At 70.2% G+C, this 18,430-nt stretch carries 15 protein-coding genes; 10 read left to right on the forward strand and 5 right to left on the reverse strand.

What is annotated here, in order from left to right; translation table 11 throughout:
- The first annotated feature begins 76 nt into the window (after positions 1 to 76).
- The 3 genes from AC3EO4_RS41205 (at position 77) to AC3EO4_RS41215 (ending at position 3,140) form a co-directional block, all read left to right on the forward strand.
- Entirely contained in the window at positions 77 to 1,258 is a 1,182-nt protein-coding gene (locus tag AC3EO4_RS41205; protein WP_431900972.1) for an extracellular solute-binding protein, read from the forward strand.
- Positions 1,259 to 1,469: 211 nt separating this feature from the next.
- Positions 1,470 to 2,555, forward strand: coding sequence for an LLM class flavin-dependent oxidoreductase (locus tag AC3EO4_RS41210; protein ID WP_431900973.1), 1,086 nt, complete (start codon positions 1,470 to 1,472; stop codon positions 2,553 to 2,555).
- Between the two features lie 3 nt (positions 2,556 to 2,558).
- Positions 2,559 to 3,140 carry an FMN reductase gene (locus AC3EO4_RS41215; RefSeq protein WP_379581918.1) on the forward strand — a complete coding sequence of 194 codons (582 nt, stop codon included), beginning with the start codon at positions 2,559 to 2,561 and terminating at the stop codon, positions 3,138 to 3,140.
- Between the two features lie 52 nt (positions 3,141 to 3,192).
- On the opposite strand, the gene AC3EO4_RS41220 is transcribed toward AC3EO4_RS41215, so the two are convergent.
- Positions 3,193 to 4,620, reverse strand: a complete 1,428-nt coding sequence (locus AC3EO4_RS41220; RefSeq protein ID WP_379581916.1) for an aldehyde dehydrogenase family protein — start codon at positions 4,618 to 4,620, stop codon at positions 3,193 to 3,195.
- A 214-nt stretch (positions 4,621 to 4,834) separates the two neighbouring features.
- Between AC3EO4_RS41220 and AC3EO4_RS41225 the strand changes: the two genes are divergently transcribed.
- The gene (locus AC3EO4_RS41225; protein ID WP_379581914.1) at positions 4,835 to 5,461 is read left to right on the forward strand and encodes a TetR/AcrR family transcriptional regulator; all 627 of its coding nucleotides are present in this window, start codon (positions 4,835 to 4,837) and stop codon (positions 5,459 to 5,461) included.
- On the opposite strand, the gene AC3EO4_RS41230 is transcribed toward AC3EO4_RS41225, so the two are convergent.
- Positions 5,418 to 6,830: a PucR family transcriptional regulator gene (locus AC3EO4_RS41230; RefSeq protein ID WP_431900977.1), complete on the reverse strand. Its 1,413-nt coding sequence runs from the start codon at positions 6,828 to 6,830 to the stop codon at positions 5,418 to 5,420. The two genes, AC3EO4_RS41225 and AC3EO4_RS41230, sit on opposite strands and share 44 nt — an antisense overlap.
- A 124-nt stretch (positions 6,831 to 6,954) precedes the next feature.
- Here AC3EO4_RS41230 and gabT point away from each other — a divergent pair, with 124 nt between their 5' ends.
- Positions 6,955 to 8,301: a 4-aminobutyrate--2-oxoglutarate transaminase gene (gene gabT, locus AC3EO4_RS41235; RefSeq protein ID WP_379581909.1), complete on the forward strand. Its 1,347-nt coding sequence runs from the start codon at positions 6,955 to 6,957 to the stop codon at positions 8,299 to 8,301.
- Between the two features lie 151 nt (positions 8,302 to 8,452).
- Positions 8,453 to 8,668, forward strand: coding sequence for a hypothetical protein (locus AC3EO4_RS41240; RefSeq protein ID WP_379581907.1), 216 nt, complete (start codon positions 8,453 to 8,455; stop codon positions 8,666 to 8,668).
- Here AC3EO4_RS41240 and AC3EO4_RS41245 read toward each other — a convergent pair.
- The 3 genes from AC3EO4_RS41245 to AC3EO4_RS41255 form a co-directional block, all read right to left on the reverse strand.
- The gene (locus AC3EO4_RS41245; RefSeq protein ID WP_379581905.1) at positions 8,665 to 9,885 is read right to left on the reverse strand and encodes a saccharopine dehydrogenase family protein; all 1,221 of its coding nucleotides are present in this window, start codon (positions 9,883 to 9,885) and stop codon (positions 8,665 to 8,667) included. The two genes, AC3EO4_RS41240 and AC3EO4_RS41245, sit on opposite strands and share 4 nt — an antisense overlap.
- 301 nt (positions 9,886 to 10,186) lie before the next feature.
- Positions 10,187 to 11,254, reverse strand: coding sequence for a trypsin-like serine peptidase (locus tag AC3EO4_RS41250; RefSeq protein ID WP_379581903.1), 1,068 nt, complete (start codon positions 11,252 to 11,254; stop codon positions 10,187 to 10,189).
- A gap of 56 nt (positions 11,255 to 11,310) precedes the next feature.
- Positions 11,311 to 12,303: a trypsin-like serine peptidase gene (locus AC3EO4_RS41255; protein ID WP_431900983.1), complete on the reverse strand. Its 993-nt coding sequence runs from the start codon at positions 12,301 to 12,303 to the stop codon at positions 11,311 to 11,313.
- A 139-nt stretch (positions 12,304 to 12,442) separates the two neighbouring features.
- Between AC3EO4_RS41255 and dxr the strand changes: the two genes are divergently transcribed.
- From dxr to AC3EO4_RS41275, 4 genes are all read left to right on the forward strand, one after another.
- On the forward strand, positions 12,443 to 13,639 hold the full coding sequence (gene dxr / locus AC3EO4_RS41260; RefSeq protein WP_379581900.1) for a 1-deoxy-D-xylulose-5-phosphate reductoisomerase: 1,197 nt from the start codon (positions 12,443 to 12,445) through the stop codon (positions 13,637 to 13,639).
- 35 nt (positions 13,640 to 13,674) lie between these two features.
- A complete protein-coding gene (gene ispG / locus AC3EO4_RS41265; RefSeq protein ID WP_379581898.1) occupies positions 13,675 to 14,841 on the forward strand; it encodes a flavodoxin-dependent (E)-4-hydroxy-3-methylbut-2-enyl-diphosphate synthase in 1,167 nt (388 codons plus the stop codon).
- Positions 14,842 to 15,288: 447 nt separating this feature from the next.
- Positions 15,289 to 16,710 carry an MFS transporter gene (locus AC3EO4_RS41270; RefSeq protein ID WP_431900986.1) on the forward strand — a complete coding sequence of 474 codons (1,422 nt, stop codon included), beginning with the start codon at positions 15,289 to 15,291 and terminating at the stop codon, positions 16,708 to 16,710.
- 82 nt (positions 16,711 to 16,792) lie between these two features.
- Positions 16,793 to 18,415: an alpha/beta hydrolase gene (locus AC3EO4_RS41275; protein WP_431900987.1), complete on the forward strand. Its 1,623-nt coding sequence runs from the start codon at positions 16,793 to 16,795 to the stop codon at positions 18,413 to 18,415.
- The last annotated feature ends 15 nt before the right edge of the window (positions 18,416 to 18,430 follow it).

The following is an 18,430-nucleotide window of genomic DNA, read 5'->3' on the forward strand; positions in this document are numbered from 1 at the left end:
CCGCGCCCCTTGACGCGGCAGGCGCGCCCCCGTCCTCGGCCACCGGTAAGCTCCAGGCTGGACAAGGGGGAACTTCGTGAGACATCGCATACCTGTCATGGCGATCGCCGGCGTGGCGTGCATGGCGATGACCGGGTGCGCGGCGAGTGCCGGCGCGGCCAGGACCACCACCTCGGTACGGGTCACCCCCACAGCCGGCCCGGCCTCCACGTCCGCGACACCGTCGCAGCGGTCCACGCCCACCTCTCCGCCGACCCCCAGCGCGAGCCCGGTGCAGAGCGACGGCACCCTGCAGATCCTCACCTACAAGGGCTACGCCGAGTCGGGCGGGGCGGGCACCAACTGGGTGACCGACTTCGAGGGCACGACCGGCTGCCGCATCGCCAGGCTCGACGTCGTGCAGACGGCGCAGGAGATGCAGGCCAAGGTGGGGGAGCGGGCCTACGACGTGATCTCGGCCGGCCCCGAGGTGGCCGCGGGCCTGATCGCCGCGAACCAGGTGCAGCCCATCGACACCGCCAAGGTCACCGGGTACGACGAGCTGACCGAGCACCTGCGCGAGCAGACGAAGACCGGCGGCAAGGTGTACGGCGTGCCGTACCTGTGGGGCGTCAACGAGATCATCTACGACGCCGCCAAGGTCAAGCCGCGCGACGCGCTCGACCTGTACGACAGCCAGCGGTCGGCGTTGCCCGACAGCCCGCTGGGCGTCGCCGACGCCGCGCTCGCCGGGAAGGTGGCCGACCCCTTCGAGTTGACCACCGCGCAGCTCGACGAGGCCGTGAAGCTGCTGAGCCGCAACAAGCACAGGCTCTACTGGAAGGAGCCGATCTCACTGGTGCGGGCGTTCGCGACGGGCAAGGTCGACATCGCGCAGGCCACGCCGTACTTCAGGCTTCTGCTGCGGAAGGCGGGCAAGGATGTCAAGGCGCTCGACGTGCCCACCACCGGCTGGGTCGACTCGTGGATGCTCAGCACGAACACCGCCAGCCTCGACTGCGCCTACCGCTGGCTGAGCTGGACGGTTACGTCCAAGACCCAGCACGACGCGGCCGCGTGGGTGGGGCTCGCGCCCGCCAATCCCAAGGCCTGCAAGAAGGAGCTGAGGCGGATCTGCGACGCGTACGGCGTCGACGACGAGCAGAAGCTCGAAAAGGTCACCTTTGCGGTACGCCCACCGGGGGATTGCAAACCCCCGAAGGGGGAATGCACTGACTATGCCACCTGGATAGAGCGGTGGCGTGAACTGGTGAGTTGATCGGGGGCGCGTCGACCACCGCTTGACCATGCCGCGGGCGTGCCCGTCCCCCCGCTGGGCAACGCTCGCCAGGGGCGTCCCGGGCGTTTCCCCCGACCCCGGGGCGCCCTCTCTTTTGCCCTCCCTTTACCGTGCTTGATGGCGTGGAATATCCTGTGGGTCGTCACTGTTCTTGACGATTGAAACTTCAACGTAGGGAGCGGAGATCGCCATGCAGTTCGGTATCTTCACGGTCAGCGACGTCACCCCCGACCCGACCACCGGCACGACGCCGACCGAGGCCGAGCGGATCAAGGCGATGGTCGCCATCGCGCTCAAGGCCGAAGAGGTCGGCCTCGACGTCTTCGCGACCGGCGAGCACCACAACCCGCCGTTCGTCGCCTCGTCGCCGACGACCATGCTCGGCTACATCGCGGCCAAGACCGAGCGGCTCGTCCTGTCGACGTCCACGACGCTGATCACCACCAACGACCCGGTGAAGATCGCGGAGGACTTCGCGATGCTGCAGCACCTCGCCGACGGGCGGGTCGACCTCATGATGGGCCGCGGCAACACCGGCCCTGTCTACCCCTGGTTCGGCAAGGACATCCGCGACGGCATCCCGCTGGCCATCGAGAACTACGCGCTGCTGCACCGGCTGTGGCGCGAGCCGGTCGTCGACTGGGAAGGCCGCTTCCGCACCCCGCTGCAGGGCTACACCTCGACGCCCGCGCCCCTCGACGGCGTGCCGCCGTTCGTCTGGCACGGCTCGATCCGCAGCCCCGAGATCGCCGAGCAGGCCGCCTACTACGGCGACGGGTTCTTCGCCAACAACATCTTCTGGCCGAAGGAGCACTACCAGCGGCTGATCGACCTGTACAGGAGGCGTTACGCGCACTACGGCCACGGCCTCCCCGAGCAGGCCATCGTCGGTCTCGGCGGCCAGGTGTTCATGCGGAAGAACTCCCAGGACGCGATCCGCGAGTTCCGTCCGTACTTCGACAACGCCCCCGTGTACGGCCACGGCCCCTCACTGGAGGAGTTCATGGCGGAGACCCCGCTCACGGTCGGCAGCCCCGACCAGGTCATCGAGCGGACTCTCAAGTTCAGGGAGTACTTCGGCGACTACCAGCGCCAGCTGTTCCTGATGGACCACGCGGGCCTGCCGCTGAAGACCGTGCTCGAACAGCTCGACATCCTCGGCGAGGAGGTCGTGCCCGTGCTCCGCAAGGAGTTCGCCGTCGGCCGTCCGGCCAACGTGCCCGACGCCCCCACCCACCAGTCGCTGCTGGCCAAGGCCACTGCCGTAGGAGTGTGACCCATGAAGCTCGCCGTCGTCTCGGCCGGTCTCAGCCAGCCGTCCTCGACCCGCCTGCTGGCCGACCGCCTGGCGTCGGCGAGCGGCGCCAGGCTGCCGGAGGTGGAGATCGAGGTCATCGAGCTGCGCGACCTGGCCGTCGACATCGCCAACAACCTGGTGACCGGATTCCCCGGCGCCAAGCTGCGCCGCGCCATCGACGCGGTGACCTCGGCCGACGGTCTGATCGCCGTCACGCCGATCTTCACCGCGTCGTACAGCGGCCTGTTCAAGTCGTTCTTCGACGTGATCGAGAACGACGCCCTCGCGGGCAAGCCGGTGCTGATCGCCGCCACCGGCGGCACGGCCAGGCACTCCCTGGCACTGGAGCACGCGCTGCGCCCGATGTTCGCCTACCTGCGGGCGATCGTCGTCCCGACGGCGGTCTACGCGGCCTCGGAGGACTGGGGCGCCGAGGGACTGCCCGACCGCATCGAGCGCGCGGCCTCCGAGCTGGCCGCGCTGATGGGCAAGGAGCAGCCGGTCGCTCGCGAGGTCGACGAGGTCGTCCCGTTCGAGCAGCAGCTGGCGGCTCTGCGGCCCTAGCGCCGGAGCCCGGGCGGGGAACAGGCGTCGGCCCTCCCCGCCCGGGGCCCGATCAGAGCGACAGGCCTGTGAGGACCATGACCTTCTCGTAGGTGAGGTCCTCCATCGCCGAGTGGACGCCCTCGCGGCCGACGCCGGACTCCTTGACGCCGCCGTAGGGCATCTGGTCGGCGCGGTAGGAAGGCACGTCACCGATGATCACGCCGCCCACCTCCAGCTCCCGGTTGGCCCGGAAGGCCACGTCGAGCGAGCGGGTGAACACCCCGGCCTGCAGGCCGAACTTGGAGGAGTTGACCTCGGCGAACGCCTCGTCGACCGACGCGACCGACTTGAGGATCATGACGGGCCCGAAGACCTCCTCGCAGGAGACCTTCGAGTCCTCGGCGACGTCGGTGAGGACCGTGGGCGCGATGGTGGCGCCGTCGCGGGTGCCGCCGGCCAGCACGCGGGCACCCGAGGTCACGGCCTCGTCCACCCACGCCGCGACGCGCTCGGCCGCGGCCAGCGAGACCAGCGGCCCCACCTGGGTCTTCTCGTCAAGGGGGTCGCCGGTGACCAGGCCGGAGACCGCGGTGAGCAGCTTCTCCTCGAAGGCCTCGCGCACCGACTCCTCGACGATGACCCGCTGGACGGCGATGCAGCTCTGGCCCGCCTGGTAGTTGGAGAACAGCGCCACGCGGGAGGCGGCCCAGTCGAGGTCGGCGTCGGCGAGCACGACGGCGGCGGCGTTGCCGCCCAGCTCCAGCGTCACGTGCTTGCGAGGCACCTGGTCCATGATCGCGTAGCCGACCGGGCCGGAGCCGGTGAAGGACACCACGGGCAGGCGTGGGTCCTGCACCAGGGCGGCGGCCCGCTCGTTCTCGATGGGCAGCACGGAGAACATGCCCGCCGGCAGGTCCGTCTCGGCCAGGATCTCGCCGAGCACCAGCGACGACAGCGGCGTGGCGGGGGCGGGCTTGACGATCACAGGGGCGCCCACCGCGATCGCGGGAGCGACCTTGTGCGCCACGAGGTTCAGCGGGAAGTTGAAGGGCGTGATCGCCAGCACGGGTCCGCGCGGCTGCCGGGTGACGTAGCCGAGGCGGCCCTTGGCCGCGGGCTCGGTGTCGAGCCGCTGCACCCCGCCCGACCAGCGCCTGGCCTCCTCGGCGGCGAAGCGGAAGGTCGAGATCGCGCGGTTGACCTCGCCGCGCGCCCAGAAGATCGGCTTGCCGTTCTCGCCGGTGATCAGCTGAGCGATCTCCTCGGCCCGCTCGGCCAGCCGCTTGGCCACGTGGGCCAGCGCCTCGGCACGCACGTGCACGGGCAGCGCGGCGGCCTCCTTCTGTACGGCGTCCGCCGCGGCGATCGCCTCCTCGACCTGCGCGTCGGTGGGCACCGAGTAGGTGCCGACCACGCGACCGTCGTGGGAGTTGGTAACGGTGAGCTCGGTGTCCCCCTTGGCGGGGCTTCCAGCGAGCCAGAAGGTGCGCACGTCCATACCCCGACGCTATGCCAGAACCCGGGGCGGGTAAGTTCTCCACGTTGCACAACAGCGCGGGGGCGTCAGGCCGTTACGAACAAAGGCTCTTTCCTGACTGTGTAACGGAAGTAGTGCTATTTCGGGATGTTTAGGTTGTCGAGTGGTTTGAGCGATCTCCGTACTGGCTAAGTCCTCTTGGTGCGGTTCCTCCGAGCGTGAAAGGCCAAGCCCCATGACCTCCACTGCGCCGCTGGGGCTTCAGGGTGCCTACCTGCTGGGCGAGAGGACATCTCACGATCAGCTCCGCGGCCGTCTCCTTGAGGTCGCCGCGACCCTGCTGACCACCGAGGGCGCGGACGGTCTGTCGATGCGCAGGATCGCCACCGAGGCGGGCTGCTCGACGACGGTCATCTACACGATGTTCGGCAGCAGGGAGGGCCTGGCCGAGGCGCTCTACCTGGAGGGCTTCGAGCGGTTCCGCCGCTTCCTCGAAGGCGTGCCCGCGCGGAAGGATCCCTTCGAGTACCTCACCGCGCTCGGCCCCGCCTACCGCGAGGCGTGCATGGCCGAGCCGGGCTTCTACACGCTGATGTTCGAGAAGGCGATCCCCGGGTTCGAGCCGAGCGAGCGCGCGAGAACCCTGGCCCGCGCCGCCCTCAACATCCTCGACAGGGTGATCTCCGACTGCATCTCGGCCGGATACCTCGTCCCCACCCAACCCCGCAAGATCGCCGACGCGCTGTGGGCCGCCGCGCAGGGCGCGATCAGCCTCGAACGCGCGGGTCACCTGCGCGACGGCCGCACCTACGAGGCCGTCACGACCGCGACGATCTGCGGCTACCTGGCCCCGAAGAGTTGAGCGCGATCCACAGTTCGGCGCGCACCCCCGGGTCGTCGAGGTCACGGCCGAGCAGCTCCGACACGCGCTTCATCCGGTAGCGCAGCGTGTGCCTGTGCACGCCGAGCCGCTGCGCCGCCGCGTCCCAGTGGCCGTTGGCCGTCAGATACGCGCGCAACGACTCGATGAGGTCGGCCCGCGAGCCGTACTCGTGGAGCGGGGCGAGCATCGCGGAGGCGAACGCGCTCGCCGCCGCGGGGTCGAGCAGCGCCAGCAGGCCCTGCCCCGCCAGGTCGGCGAAGCTGACCGTCCCCGCGCCCGCCTTGCGCGCCGACTCCAGCGCGCGGGCCGCCTGGTCGATGCCGCTTCCCAGCTCGCCGTACAGCACCGGCGAGCTCGCCCCGACGGGGCCGTCGAGCGGCGCGGGGACCTCCCCGACCAGCGCGATCCCTCCGCTGGTGAACGTGTGCGGCTCCAGCGGCTCCAGCGTCTCGACGTCGGCCGCCAGGACGGTGAAGGGCTCGTCGGGCAGCCGCCCGCCCAGCGGGGCCAGCGCCGCGCGCGCCTGCTCGATCTCGCCCGCCAGCAGCAGGGCCAGAACGGCCGAGCGGACGCCGCGCTCGGCCGCCACCAGCGTCCTGCCCTGCTCCAGCGCGAGGGTGAGCAGGGAGCCTGCGGCGTTGATGACGGTGTGCGCCACGGGGGAGAAGGGGTGCGGGGCGCCGACCGCGAAGAAGCCGCGGATGCGTCTGGACACGCCCCCGATCGGCTGCACGATCACGTGCTCGCCAGGAGACGACAGCGCCACGCTGGACAGCGGCCGCTCGGCGGGATGGCCGTCCCTTGACGCGCGGCGCAGCCGGTCGAGGACGGGAACGACGGTGTCGAGGCGGGCGGCGGGCGTCGCGTGCTCGACCTCGCCCGACTCGCCGAGCAGCGCGGCCCAGCCCTCGACCTCCCTGGCCAGCCTGTCGATCAGCGCGTGTGTGCCCTCGGGGCGCAGCGCCGCCCGCGTCAGCCTGCCCTGCGCGGCGAACGCCCGGCTGAGCTCCTCGTACCGCTCGGCCGCCAGCAGCTCGCTGACCGTCTTGCCGATCGCGATGAACGGCGTCTCGCGCGGCACCTCCAACAGCGGGAGCCCCGCCGCGGCCGCCGCCTCGACCAGCTCCTCGGGCACCTTCTCGTGGGTCAGCCCCACGGCGAAGCCGAGCCCCGCCACCCCACGTTCGACCAGCCTGCCGACGTAGGGGCCGAAGTCGGCCGTCAGGCGCATCCCCGTGGTGAGGACCAGTTCGCCGCCCTCCAGGAACGGCGTCGGATCTTCCAACTCGCTGACCGCGACCCACCGCACAGGGCGGTCGAGCGAACCGGCCAGCGGAAGCAGCCGCATGCGGCGCACCACTGTCTGCAGAGAAGGCGCCATCGAGTGTTTGTCCATTCCGGCAAAGCGAGCTAGGCCCATTGTGCCATCACGACACATCGAGACATGGCGCCGCCCGCCGTACCGTCGCAGCATGAGCAACAAGCAGGGAGGCCCCGCGCTTCCGCAGGAGCGCCGCCTCGTCACCGAGATCCCAGGACCGAAGTCGCGGGAGCTGCTCGCACGCAAGCAGGCGGCGGTACCGCCAGGCATCGGCACGACGCTGCCGGTCTTCGTGACCCAGGCCGGTGGCGGTGTCGTCGTCGACATCGACGGCAACTCCCTGATCGACTTCGGCTCCGGCATCGCCGTGACCAGCGTGGGCAACGCCGCTCCTCGCGTGGTCGAGCGGGTCACCAAGCAGGTCGCCGACTTCACGCACACCTGCTTCATGGTCACGCCCTACGAGTCGTACGTCGAGGTGTGCGAGAAGCTCAACAGCCTCACGCCCGGCGACCACGAGAAGCGCACGTTCCTCGTGAACAGCGGCGCCGAGGCCGTCGAGAACGCGGTCAAGGTCGCGCGCCTGGCCACCGGCAGGCAGGCCGTCGTCGTGTTCGACCACGGCTACCACGGGCGCACGCTGCTGACGATGACGCTCACCGCCAAGAACATGCCCTACAAGCAGGGCTTCGGTCCGTTCGCGCCCGAGGTCTACCGGGTGCCGCTCGCCTACCCGTTCCGCTGGCCGACCGGCCCCGAGAACTGCGCGGAGGAGGCCGCCGCCCAGGCCATCGACGCGATCACCAAGCAGATCGGCGCCACCAACGTGGCCGCGGTCGTGATCGAGCCGATCGCCGGTGAGGGTGGCTTCATCGAGCCCGCCAAGGGCTTCCTGCCGCGCATCGCCGAGTTCTGCCGGGAGAACGGCATCGTCTTCATCGCCGATGAGGTGCAGACCGGCTTCGCGCGCACGGGCCGGCTGTTCGCCTGCGAGGACGAGGGTGTCGTGCCCGACATCATCGCCACCGCCAAGGGCATCGCGGGCGGCCTGCCGCTGGCCGCGGTCACCGGCCGCGCCGACCTGCTCGACAAGGTGCACGCGGGCGGCCTCGGCGGCACCTACGGCGGCAACCCGCTCGCGTGCGAGGCCGCGCTCGGCGTCCTGGAGACGATCGAGTCGGAGGATCTGGTCGGTAAGGCACGCCGCATCGGCGAGATCATGCTGCCGAGGCTGAAGGCCATGCAGGAGCGCTTCGACATCATCGGCGACGTCCGCGGGCGTGGCGCGATGATCGCGATCGAGCTGGTCAAGCCCGGTACCAAGGAGCCCAACCCCGAGGCCGTGGCCGAGATCGTCCGCAGGTGTCACGCCGAGGGCCTGCTCGTGCTGACGGCGGGGACCTACGGCAACGTGCTGCGCTTCCTGCCGCCGCTCGTCATGCCCCAGCACCTACTCGAAGAGGGTCTCGGCATCCTCGAAAAGGCGCTGTCCGCATAACTACGTGAAAATCGGGCATCCGGCTTGCGCTGGATGCCCGTTTTTGCGTGTCGCCATCGCCGAGTTTTCACCGTCGCTTGGCACCGCGCTAAACGATCACCGGGCTATAACGGTTCGGGTATGACCCCCAGCGGCTAGCGCGAGGAGTGTGATGGACTGGCCCGGCCTGGTGAGCTTCGACGCCGACGGTATGAGCGCGGCGCAACGTGAGGGCGACGCGTGCGTCGTCTGTCACAAGCGCTGGCCGCGCCCCAGGGTGCACGTCGGCCGTCTTTCCGACGACTCACGCGTGATGGCGTGCGTCGACTGCGCGGAGGCGCTGTTCCCGATCTTTCCCGCCGGTGTGGTGGCCTTCCCCGGTCTCTAGGCCGCCCGCGTCCTCGACTGCTCCCGCATCCCCCACGGCGAGCCGTACTCGTTGAGCAGTTCGAGGAACGGCACCGCGTCGAACGCCTCGGGGCCCAGCACGCCCTCGCCCTTCCACGCGCCGCGCGCCAGGAGCTCCAGCGCGACCACGGGGTGGATGGCGGTCTGCCACACCACGGCCTGCGCGCCGTACTCCTTCATCGACCAGGCGTTGTCGACCACGTGGTACAGGTACACCTCGCGCGGCAGGCCGTCCTTGCCGGTGCCCTTCACCCACGTGCCCGCGCAGGTCTTGCCGCGCATCCTGTCGCCGAGCGTCGCAGGGTCGGGCAGCCTGGCGGCGACCACGTCACGCGGCGCCACCTCCTCCTTGCCCACCCTGACCTTGTCGGTGCCGTCGAGGCCCAGCTTGCGGAGGGTCTTCAGCACGCCGATGAACTCCTCGCCCAGGCCGTACTTGAACGTCACCCTCTTGGCGTCGATCCACCTCGGGACCAGCAGCACTTCCTCGTGCTCGACGTTCACGCACTCCACGGGGCCGATGCCCTCGGGGAAGTCGAACACCTCCGGCTCGCTGAACGGTTCGGTCGTGCGCCACCCGCCGTCCTCCCACACCACGGGAGGGTTCAGACACTCCTCGATCGTGGTCCAGATGGAGAAGGTCGGCGCGAAGTCGTAGCCCTCGACGACCAGGTTGGAGCCGTCCCTGATGCCCACCTCGTCGATCGTCTCGAACAGGTGGTCGGCGGCGTACCTGGCGAACACGTCCGCCAGCCCCGGCTCCACACCCATCCCGACCAGCGCGAGCCTGCCGTTCGCGCGCCAGTCGCGGTCGCGGGCGAACTGCTCGTCGCCGAGCTTCACGCCCGTCAGCTCGTACGGCCTGCGCGGGTGCGGCCTGGACAGGGACATGGCCATGTCCAGGTAGTGGGCGCCCGCCTCGAGCGCGGCGTCGAACAGGGACATGGTGAAGCGAGGATCCACGGCGTTGAACAGCACGTCGCAGCGGTGCTCGCGCAGGGCGGCCGTGACCTGGGCCCGGTCGGAGGCGTCCAGCTCGACGGCGCTGAACCTGGGGTCGTTCACCTTGGCGACGGCCTCGGCCGCCCGGTTCTGTTTGGAGTCGGCCACCACGATGTGTTCGAAGAAATCTCGGCGGGCGGCGATGGACACGACGGCGGAGCCGACGCCGCCGGCTCCCACAAGCAGGATTCTCATGCTGCGAACCATACCCACTGACTGGTCATTCAGCCAAATATTTTGCGAAATGCCTGCTAGGAGGCGGTGTTTGAGCAGGCGTCCGGCTAGAGGTGCTTCTCGAAGCAGACGCTCTCCGCGCACTCCGCGTAGGGGCCGAAACGGGGGATCGGACGATAGCCGGAGGAGGCGTAGAGGCCGGCAGGAGGTCCCGGTCGCGTGTTGCGCCCGTATTTCAGCGTTGTGACAGCGCGCCGGCCGGATCGGCACGTGTCCGAGTACGCGGCCGGCCGTCCGTCCTGGTCACTCCCTTGCCGTCCGGTCAGGCCCTTTCGGCGGTGGCGAACAGGGCCTTGGCGGAGTCGCCGAAGTAGGGGCCGTACATGGTGCCGCGGTCGTCGCTGTACTTGAAGCTGCTCACCGATGTCAGCGTGCCGCGCCCGGTCACCGCGTCGAAGGAGGACAGCCAGGGGCCGCCGCTCGAACCGGCGGTCATGTCGCAGCGCAGGCCCTGGTCGCGGGTCTGGCCGTGGGGGTCGTCGCCGACCCTGCCCGCGCAATAGATGAGCCGCTCGCCGTCGAACGGAGGGTCGGCGGGGAAGCCGAAGCCGTAGGTCTGCCCGCCGCGGCCGGGGTTGAAGGCGATGTCCTGGACGCCGACCGTGTCGGCGACGTGCCTGCCGCCCGAGGTGTTGAGCGCGACCATGCCGACGTCGTAGCTGTCGTCGCCGGAACGCGACCACGGGCCGGCAACGAACATGCGGCGAGCGGTGAAGGTGCCGTACGGCCTGCCGCCCCCGGCCTCGTAGCCCGGCACGAACGTCCAGTTGGCCGCCCAGGCGCCCTTGCCGTCCTTGACGCAGTGACCCGCGGTGACCACGACGTCCTTGTTGGCGCTCTTGACCGTGCTGGCCGAGCAGACGAAGTCGACGCCGTCCATCGTCAGGAACACCCGCCCCGTCGTGCGGGTGACCGCTCCGCCCGTCATCCAGTGGGAGCCGCTGGTCGTGGCCGCGGGTCTGGCCGTCTGTCTGCGCGGCGTGCCGACCCTGCCCGTGGCGCCCGCCAGTTCGGGCGCGGTGACCAGGCCCATCCGGCTGCTGAGACCGCTGAGCAGGCCGCCGTCCTTGGCCGGCCCGCCCTTGGTCACGGTGTCGAGCAGCGTGATGGGCAGGGCCTGCGACATCCGCCGCGGTGTCCAGTAGTCGAGCACGCGGCGCTGCTCGTGAGAGCTGCGTGCGGCCACGTGCTCGACGACGTCCGCCGGCCGCGCAGGAGCGGCGACGTCCTGCTTCGGAGCGTGGTGAACGGGCGTGGCGCCGATGAGTGCCGCGCCCATCATGCCTGCGACGAGAGGTGCGGACGCAAGCAGGGGGAGGCTCGAGGTCATGAGCCCCGAGTCTGCACTACTAGGTGTGTTCTTGTGACTACTTTCGGTAAATCAGCTCAGAGCGCGTTCGTATTCTGCGCCGCGTTGTAGACGGCCTGCGCCTCGGTGCCGAAATACGGGCCGAACATCCAGTTGGGCGCGAAGTTGTACTTGAAACTGTTCACCGAGTTCTGCGTGCCGAGCCCCGTCTTCTCGTCGAAGCTCACGAACCATGGCCCGCCGCTCGAACCGCCGGTCATGTTGCAGGTCAGCCCGTGGTCCTTCGACATCAGGAAGTCGTCGAAGGCCTTGCCGCTGCAGTAGACCAGCTTCGACCCGTCGTACGGCGCGGCGGCCGGGTAGCCGAAGGAGTGCATCTGCTGGCGCCTGCCCTGGTTGAAGGCCACGCCCTGCCCGCCCACGGCGTCCGTCAGGGTCCTGCCCTGCAGCGGCGCCACCACCACGGCGGCGACGTCGTAGTTGATGTCCTCGCGGGAGTCCCACTGCGGCGTGGTCAGCAACTTGGTGGCCACCCACGTGCCGTGCGGCCGCGCGCCCTTGTCGTAGCCGGGCACGAACACCCAGTTGGTGTGGAAGGCGCCGCCCATCTTCACGCAGTGGCCCGCGGTCATCACCACGCTCTTGTTCGCGCTGGTCACCGCGTTGCCCGAGCAGGAGGCGTTGCGGCCCTGGTAGGTGAAGAACACCCGTCCCGCGGTCTTGGTGATCGCACCGCCGCCGGTCCAGGCGGTGCCGGAGCTCGCCTTGGCGGCCTGGGGGTCGGTGGGGGTCGAGCTCGTGGGCGGGGCCTCCCACGGGACGCCCGTGGTCGGCTCGCCCGGCGCGCCGAGCTTGGCGCCGGACTTGGGGGCGGGCGGGTTGAGCGGCTGGGCGTCCTCCATCTTCTCCGGAGTCCAGTACTGCGTGACCGCCTTCTGCTCGGTCTTGGTCTCGGCGGCCTCCTCGGTAACCGGCTTCGGTTCCGCTCCCGCCTGTGCCGCCGCCGCCGGCAGTGTCGCCGTGCCGGCGGCGATGGTGAGGATGGAAAGCAGAGCGAGTCTGCGGTGCATGCGTACCTCCATTGACCGGAACTGAGGTTGGAAGTTAGCGGCACCAATATCCAGATTTCTCAAGATTTGCGTAGACGGATATAGCGTTATTCGGACATTTATTTACATGAATTCACCTGGTTAACAGGAGTTGCGGCGCATGCGGAACAATGGGCCCGTGGACTCAGACCTCTCCCGCTCCGTGACCGTGCTCGGATCGACAGGATCCATCGGCACCCAGGCCCTCGACGTCATCGACCGCAACCCCGGGCGGTTCCGCGTCACCGCGCTCGCCGCGGGAGGAGGGCGGCTCGACCTGCTCGCCAGTCAGGCCGTCGCCACGGGCGCCAAGGTCGTCGCGGTCGCCGACGCGGCGGCCGTACCCGCTCTCAGGCGGGAACTGCCGGGGGTCGCCGTTCTCGGCGGGCCCGAAGGGGTCGCCGAGGTGGCGGCCATGGAGTCCGACATCGTGCTCAACGGGATCACCGGCGCGCTGGGCCTGACGTCCACGCTGGCCGCCCTGGAGGCGGGGCGCACGCTCGCCCTGGCCAACAAGGAGTCGCTGATCATCGGAGGGCCGCTGGTGAAGCGGCTGGCCAAGCCAGGGCAGATCATCCCCGTCGACTCCGAGCACTCGGCGCTGCAGCAGAGCCTGTGGGCCGCGGCGCCGCCGGGCAGCGGCTACGACCCCGAGATGGTCAGCAGGCTCGTCGTCACGGCCAGCGGAGGTCCGTTCCGCGGGCGCAGGCGCTCGGAGCTCGCCGACGTCACGCCCGAGATGGCGATGGCGCACCCCACCTGGTCGATGGGGCCCGTCATCACCATCAACTCGGCCACCCTGGTCAACAAGGGCCTGGAGGTGATCGAGGCGCACCTGCTCTTCGACATCGGCTTCGACAGGATCGAGGTCGTCGTCCACCCGCAGTCGATCATCCACTCCATGGTGGAGTTCGTCGACGGCTCCACGATCGCCCAGGCCAGCCCGCCCGACATGCGGCTGCCGATCGCGCTCGCGCTGGGCCACCCAGGACGCGTCGCGGGGGCCGCCTCCGCCGTCGACTGGACGAGGGCGCACACCTGGACCTTCGAGCCGCTCGACGACGAGGCCTTCCCCTCGGTCGCGCTCGCCAGGCACGTCGGCACCGAAGGCGGCACCGCCCCCGCCGTCTACAACGCCGCCAACGAGGTGTGCGTCGAGGCTTTCCAGCAAGGCAGACTTCCCTTCCTGGGGATCGTCGACACTGTGGCGAAGGTCGTCGAACAGCACGTCACAACTCCGGCCGAATCGATCGAAGAGGTTCTCGCCGCTGACGCATGGGCGCGTCATGCCGCCAAAGGGATGTTCTCAACCACGTAACCGGACGGTCCCTATCGCTGCCTAGACTGGGGGACGTGACTTCCGTAGCACTGGGCATCCCTTCGGTCCGTCCCAAGCCGCTGGCCGAGCGGCGCCACTCCCGCCAGATCATGGTCGGCACCGTGCCGGTAGGAGGCGACGCGCCGGTCTCGGTCCAGTCGATGACCACCACGGTCACGGCCGACATCAACGCGACGCTGCAGCAGATCGCCGAGCTGACAGCCTCCGGCTGCCAGATCGTCCGCGTCGCCGTGCCGTCGCAGGACGACGCCGACGCTCTGCCGATCATCGCCAAGAAGTCGCAGATCCCCGTCATCGCCGACATCCACTTCCAGCCGAAGTACGTCTTCGCCGCCATCGAGGCGGGCTGCGCGGCCGTCCGCGTCAACCCCGGCAACATCAAGAAGTTCGACGACAAGGTGGGCGAGATCGCGCGGGCCGCCAAGGACCACGGCGTGCCGATCCGCATCGGCGTCAACGCGGGCTCCCTCGACCCCCGGCTGCTGCAGAAGTACGGCAAGGCCACGCCCGAGGCGCTGGTGGAGTCGGCGCTGTGGGAGTGCTCGCTGTTCGAGGAGCACGACTTCCGCGACATCAAGATCTCGGTCAAGCACAACGACCCCGTCGTGATGATCAACGCCTACCGGCAGCTCGCCATGCAGTGCGACTACCCGCTGCACCTCGGCGTCACCGAGGCGGGCCCCGCCTTCCAGGGCACGATCAAGTCCGCCGTGGCGTTCGGCGCTCTGCTGGCCGAGGGCATCGGCGACACCATCCGCGTCTCGCTGTCCGCTCCTCCCGTCGAGGAGGTCAAGGTCGGCGCCCAGATCCTGGAGTCGCTCGGGCTGCGCGAGCGAGGCCTGGAGATCGTCTCCTGCCCGTCGTGCGGGCGCGCCCAGGTCGACGTCTACACCCTCGCCGAGCAGGTCCAGGCCGGGCTCGAGGGCATGAAGGTGCCGCTGCGCGTCGCGGTCATGGGCTGCGTCGTCAACGGGCCTGGCGAGGCGCGCGAGGCGGACCTCGGGGTCGCCTCCGGCAACGGCAAGGGGCAGATCTTCGTGAAGGGCGAGGTCATCAAGACCGTCCCCGAGTCCCAGATCGTCGAGACGCTGATCGAGGAGGCGCTGCGCATCGCCGACAAGATGGGCGTGGACGTCGATCTCGACGACGAGGACGCCGGCGTCCAGGTCACCGTCGGCTGATCTCCCTAGCGAGAAGCGAGAGGCCACGAGACCTTGACCGGCGACCGCCCGCATGCCCCGCGGGCGGTCCGGTCGCACGGCTCGGCAGGACCGCGACCGCCCGCGTCGGCCCGTGGGGTTCTCAGGGGACCCGCGAACGCCAGTCCGTGACGCCGGCACGGCCCGGCGGGCTCCCGGCATCCCCTGCGCCACGGTCCTCGACCGTTGAAGTCGGGGGCGTGCTCCCATCCGCCGGGCGGGCCGGCCGGGCGCGTGGTTCGGGTCGGCCGAAAGGGTTTTGACGATCGCCCGCCTGTACCGATAGAGATAGACCGTGCCCATCTCGGACAGAGTCCGCCGCCTCTAGCGGCGGCGCCCTCCCTTTCCTGAGCCGCCGCATCAGCATGTCAGTTCGCCGGTGCGGCCATCACCGCTGCCCGGCTCCATGATCGACCTGCGGAGCGCGCGGTGCGCAAAACTCTTCTCATCGTTCTTCTGTCCTTCCTCACCATCCCCTTGACGATCACCGGCGCGTCGGTCGCGCTGCCGGGGATCAGGGCCGAGCTGGGCGCGAGCCTGGCCGCGACCCAATGGGTGGTCAACGGCTACAACGCCTGCTTCGCCGCCTTCCTGGTGTTCGCGGGCTCGCTGACGGACGTCCTCGGCCGGCGGCGCGTCTTCGCCTGCGGCGTCGCGCTGTTCTGCGCGAGCAGCCTGGCCGGCGCCCTTGCCGGTGACATCCTCGTCCTCAACGTCGTGCGCGCCCTCGGCGGCATCGGCGCCGCCGCGGCGACGACGGGCGGCTCGTCGATACTGGCCGCCGCCTTCGACGGCCAGGCGAGGAGCCGCGCCTTCGGCCTGCTCGGCGCGGTGCTCGGCGCCGGGCTCGCCTTCGGCCCCACCGCAGGCGGCCTGCTGGTGGACTGGCTCGGCTGGCGGGCGGTGTTCGCCGTGCCCGCGGTGATCTCCGCCGTCGTCCTGTCGCTGGTCGGCGCGCTGCCCAGGCTCAGGGGCGGCGAGGGCCGTACCGTCGACTGGCGAGGAGCGGTGCTCTTCACCACGTCGCTGCTGCTGTTGATCTTCGCGCTGGACGAGGGGCCCGCCCTGGGGTTCGGCAGCCCGCTCGTCCTCGGTGCCCTCGTGGCGGCTGTGGCGTTCGGCTTCGTGTTCGTCGTCGTGGAACGGCGCTCCGCCGACCCGATGGTCGAGCTCGACCTGCTGGCCGACCGGCGTTTCGTGGCGTTCGCCGTGGCCGCGGGCGCGCTCATGGGCATCCTGGTGCCGCTGGTGGTCTACCTGCCGTCGTACCTGATCTCCGTCGTCGGCATGGGACCAGGGCAGGCGGGACTGTGGCTGCTCATGCTCACCGTGCCCGCCGTGGTGCTGCCCCCGGCCGGCGCGGCGCTTGCGAGGGTGCGACCCGTGGCGACCGCAGCGGGTTCGGTGGCGATCAGCGGCGTGGGGGCGCTGCTGATGGTCACCGTGGGACCGGGCAGCGCCCCGCTGGGGATGCTGGCACCGTTCGCCCTGGTAGGGATCGGCGTCGGGCTGTCGAACGGCGTGCTGGACGGTCTGGCGATCGCCGGCGTGCCGCAGGAACGGGTCGGCGCGGCGGCCGGCCTGTTCAACACCGCGCGGCTGGTGACGGAGACCGTCGTGCTCGCGGGCGTCGGCGCGATGCTGGCGGCGCTCAGCGGAGGACGGCTGGACGGCCCGAGCTTCACCGTCGCGCTCCACGCGGCATGCGTCGCGCTCGCCTGCCTCGCCGCCGTGGCGACGCTGTCCGTGATCGCCCTGGCCGGCACGAGGAGAGCGGACGGCGGGAATGGCCCCGTGCCCGGCAGGGATCCGGACCGTACGGAGAGCAAGGAGAGCGTTACAGATTGGTAATCAATTTCGGATACGCTGCGTGTGCCCGCTGTCGCTCACGGCATCATCGGCTCGTCCTATGGAGCAGAGGGAGTGCAGCCGGGTGAAGCGGGTTGTCGGGATTGGTGTGGTATTGGCGCTGCTGACCGCCGGAGTCGGTGGCGCCGCGGACGCCCAGACGAGGGTGATCGGCGGCGAGGTGGTCTGGGGGCCGTGCGGGAAGCAGCCCTCGGTCGCCGACCAGGTGCTCGGCGGCCTGGGGCTCATCGAACAGGTGGCCGACACACCCGAGCAGCCGGGCGTCGAGTGCGGCGAGGTCAGGGTGCCGCTCGACTACCACGATCCGTACGGCCAGCACATCACGGTGGCGCTCAACAGGATCAAGGGCACGGTCTCCCGCGACGCCAACCACCTCGGCGTGCTGCTGGTCAACCCGGGAGGGCCCGGCGCGTCGGGGCAGGAGATGGCCAAGTACGTCGCCGCGGCGCTGCCTCCGCAGCTGGCCTCCCGCTACGACGTCATCGGTTTCGATCCGCGGGGGGTCGGCAAGAGCGAGCCTGCGCTGCGCTGCGTGGACCCGGCCCGCTTCTACGCCGCGCCGCGCCCCGACCAGGTGCCGAGCGGACCGGCCGCCGAGCAGGTGCTGATCGGCAGGGCCCAGGAGTACGCCGCCCGCTGCGGCAACCTGTGGGCCTGGATGCTGCCGCACCTGACCACCGAGAACGCCGCCCGCGACCTCGACCGCATCAGGGCCGCGCTGGGCGAGCAGCGCATCAGCTACCTCGGCTACTCCTACGGCACCTACCTCGGCGCCGTGTACGCCACGCTGTTCCCCGGCAGGGTCAAGCGCATGGTCTTCGACAGCTCGGTCGACCCCACCGGCATCTGGTACCAGGCCAACCTCGCTCAGAACAGGTCCTTCGAGCGCCGCCATCGCGACTTCCTCGCCTGGACGGCCAAGAACAACGCCGTCTACGGGCTCGGCCGCACACCGAAGCAGACCGCCTTCGCCTACGCCTCCATGCGCCAGCGGCTGGGCGCCAGGCCGGCGGGCGGCCTGGTCGGGCCGAGCGAGCTGGACGACCTGTTCACCGTCGGCGGCTACTCCAACGCGATCTGGCCCCAACTGGCCGGGGTCTGGTCGCGTTACGTCCAGCGGGGAGACGTGCAGGGCCTGGTCGACGCCTGGCGCCAGCACGCCGCGAACGACGCCGAGCAGGAGAACAGCTACGCGGTCTACCTCGGCGTGCAGTGTCGCGACGCCGCATGGCCACGCGACTGGTCCACGTGGCACGCCGACATGACCAGTTCGCACCGCGTCGCCCCCTTCCTGACCTGGCCGAACGCTTGGTACAACGCGCCGTGCGCGTTCTGGTCCGAGCCGGGGGGCACCCCGGTCACCGTCAAGGCGGATCCGTCGCTGCCGCCGATCCTGATGCTCCAGTCGCGGCGTGACGCCGCCACTCCGTACGAGGGAGCGTTGAACCTGCGGCAGCGCTTCCCCAGCGCCCGCATGGTCGTCGAGCCCGGAGGCAACCACGGGACGTCGCTGGTCGGCAACCCCTGCGTCGACCGGCACCTGGTCCGCTACCTGAATGACGGGACGGTGCCGCCGGCCGACACCCTCTGCGAGGGCACGCCGCCGCCGGTCGCCGCTCCGCGGATGGCCGCGTCGGAGGGCCCGCGCGACCCTCGCCGAATGCCGGAGCTGCTCGGCGCCCGATAGATGGCGTGGTTCCTG

This window comes from Nonomuraea sp. bgisy101 (genome assembly GCF_057708945.1).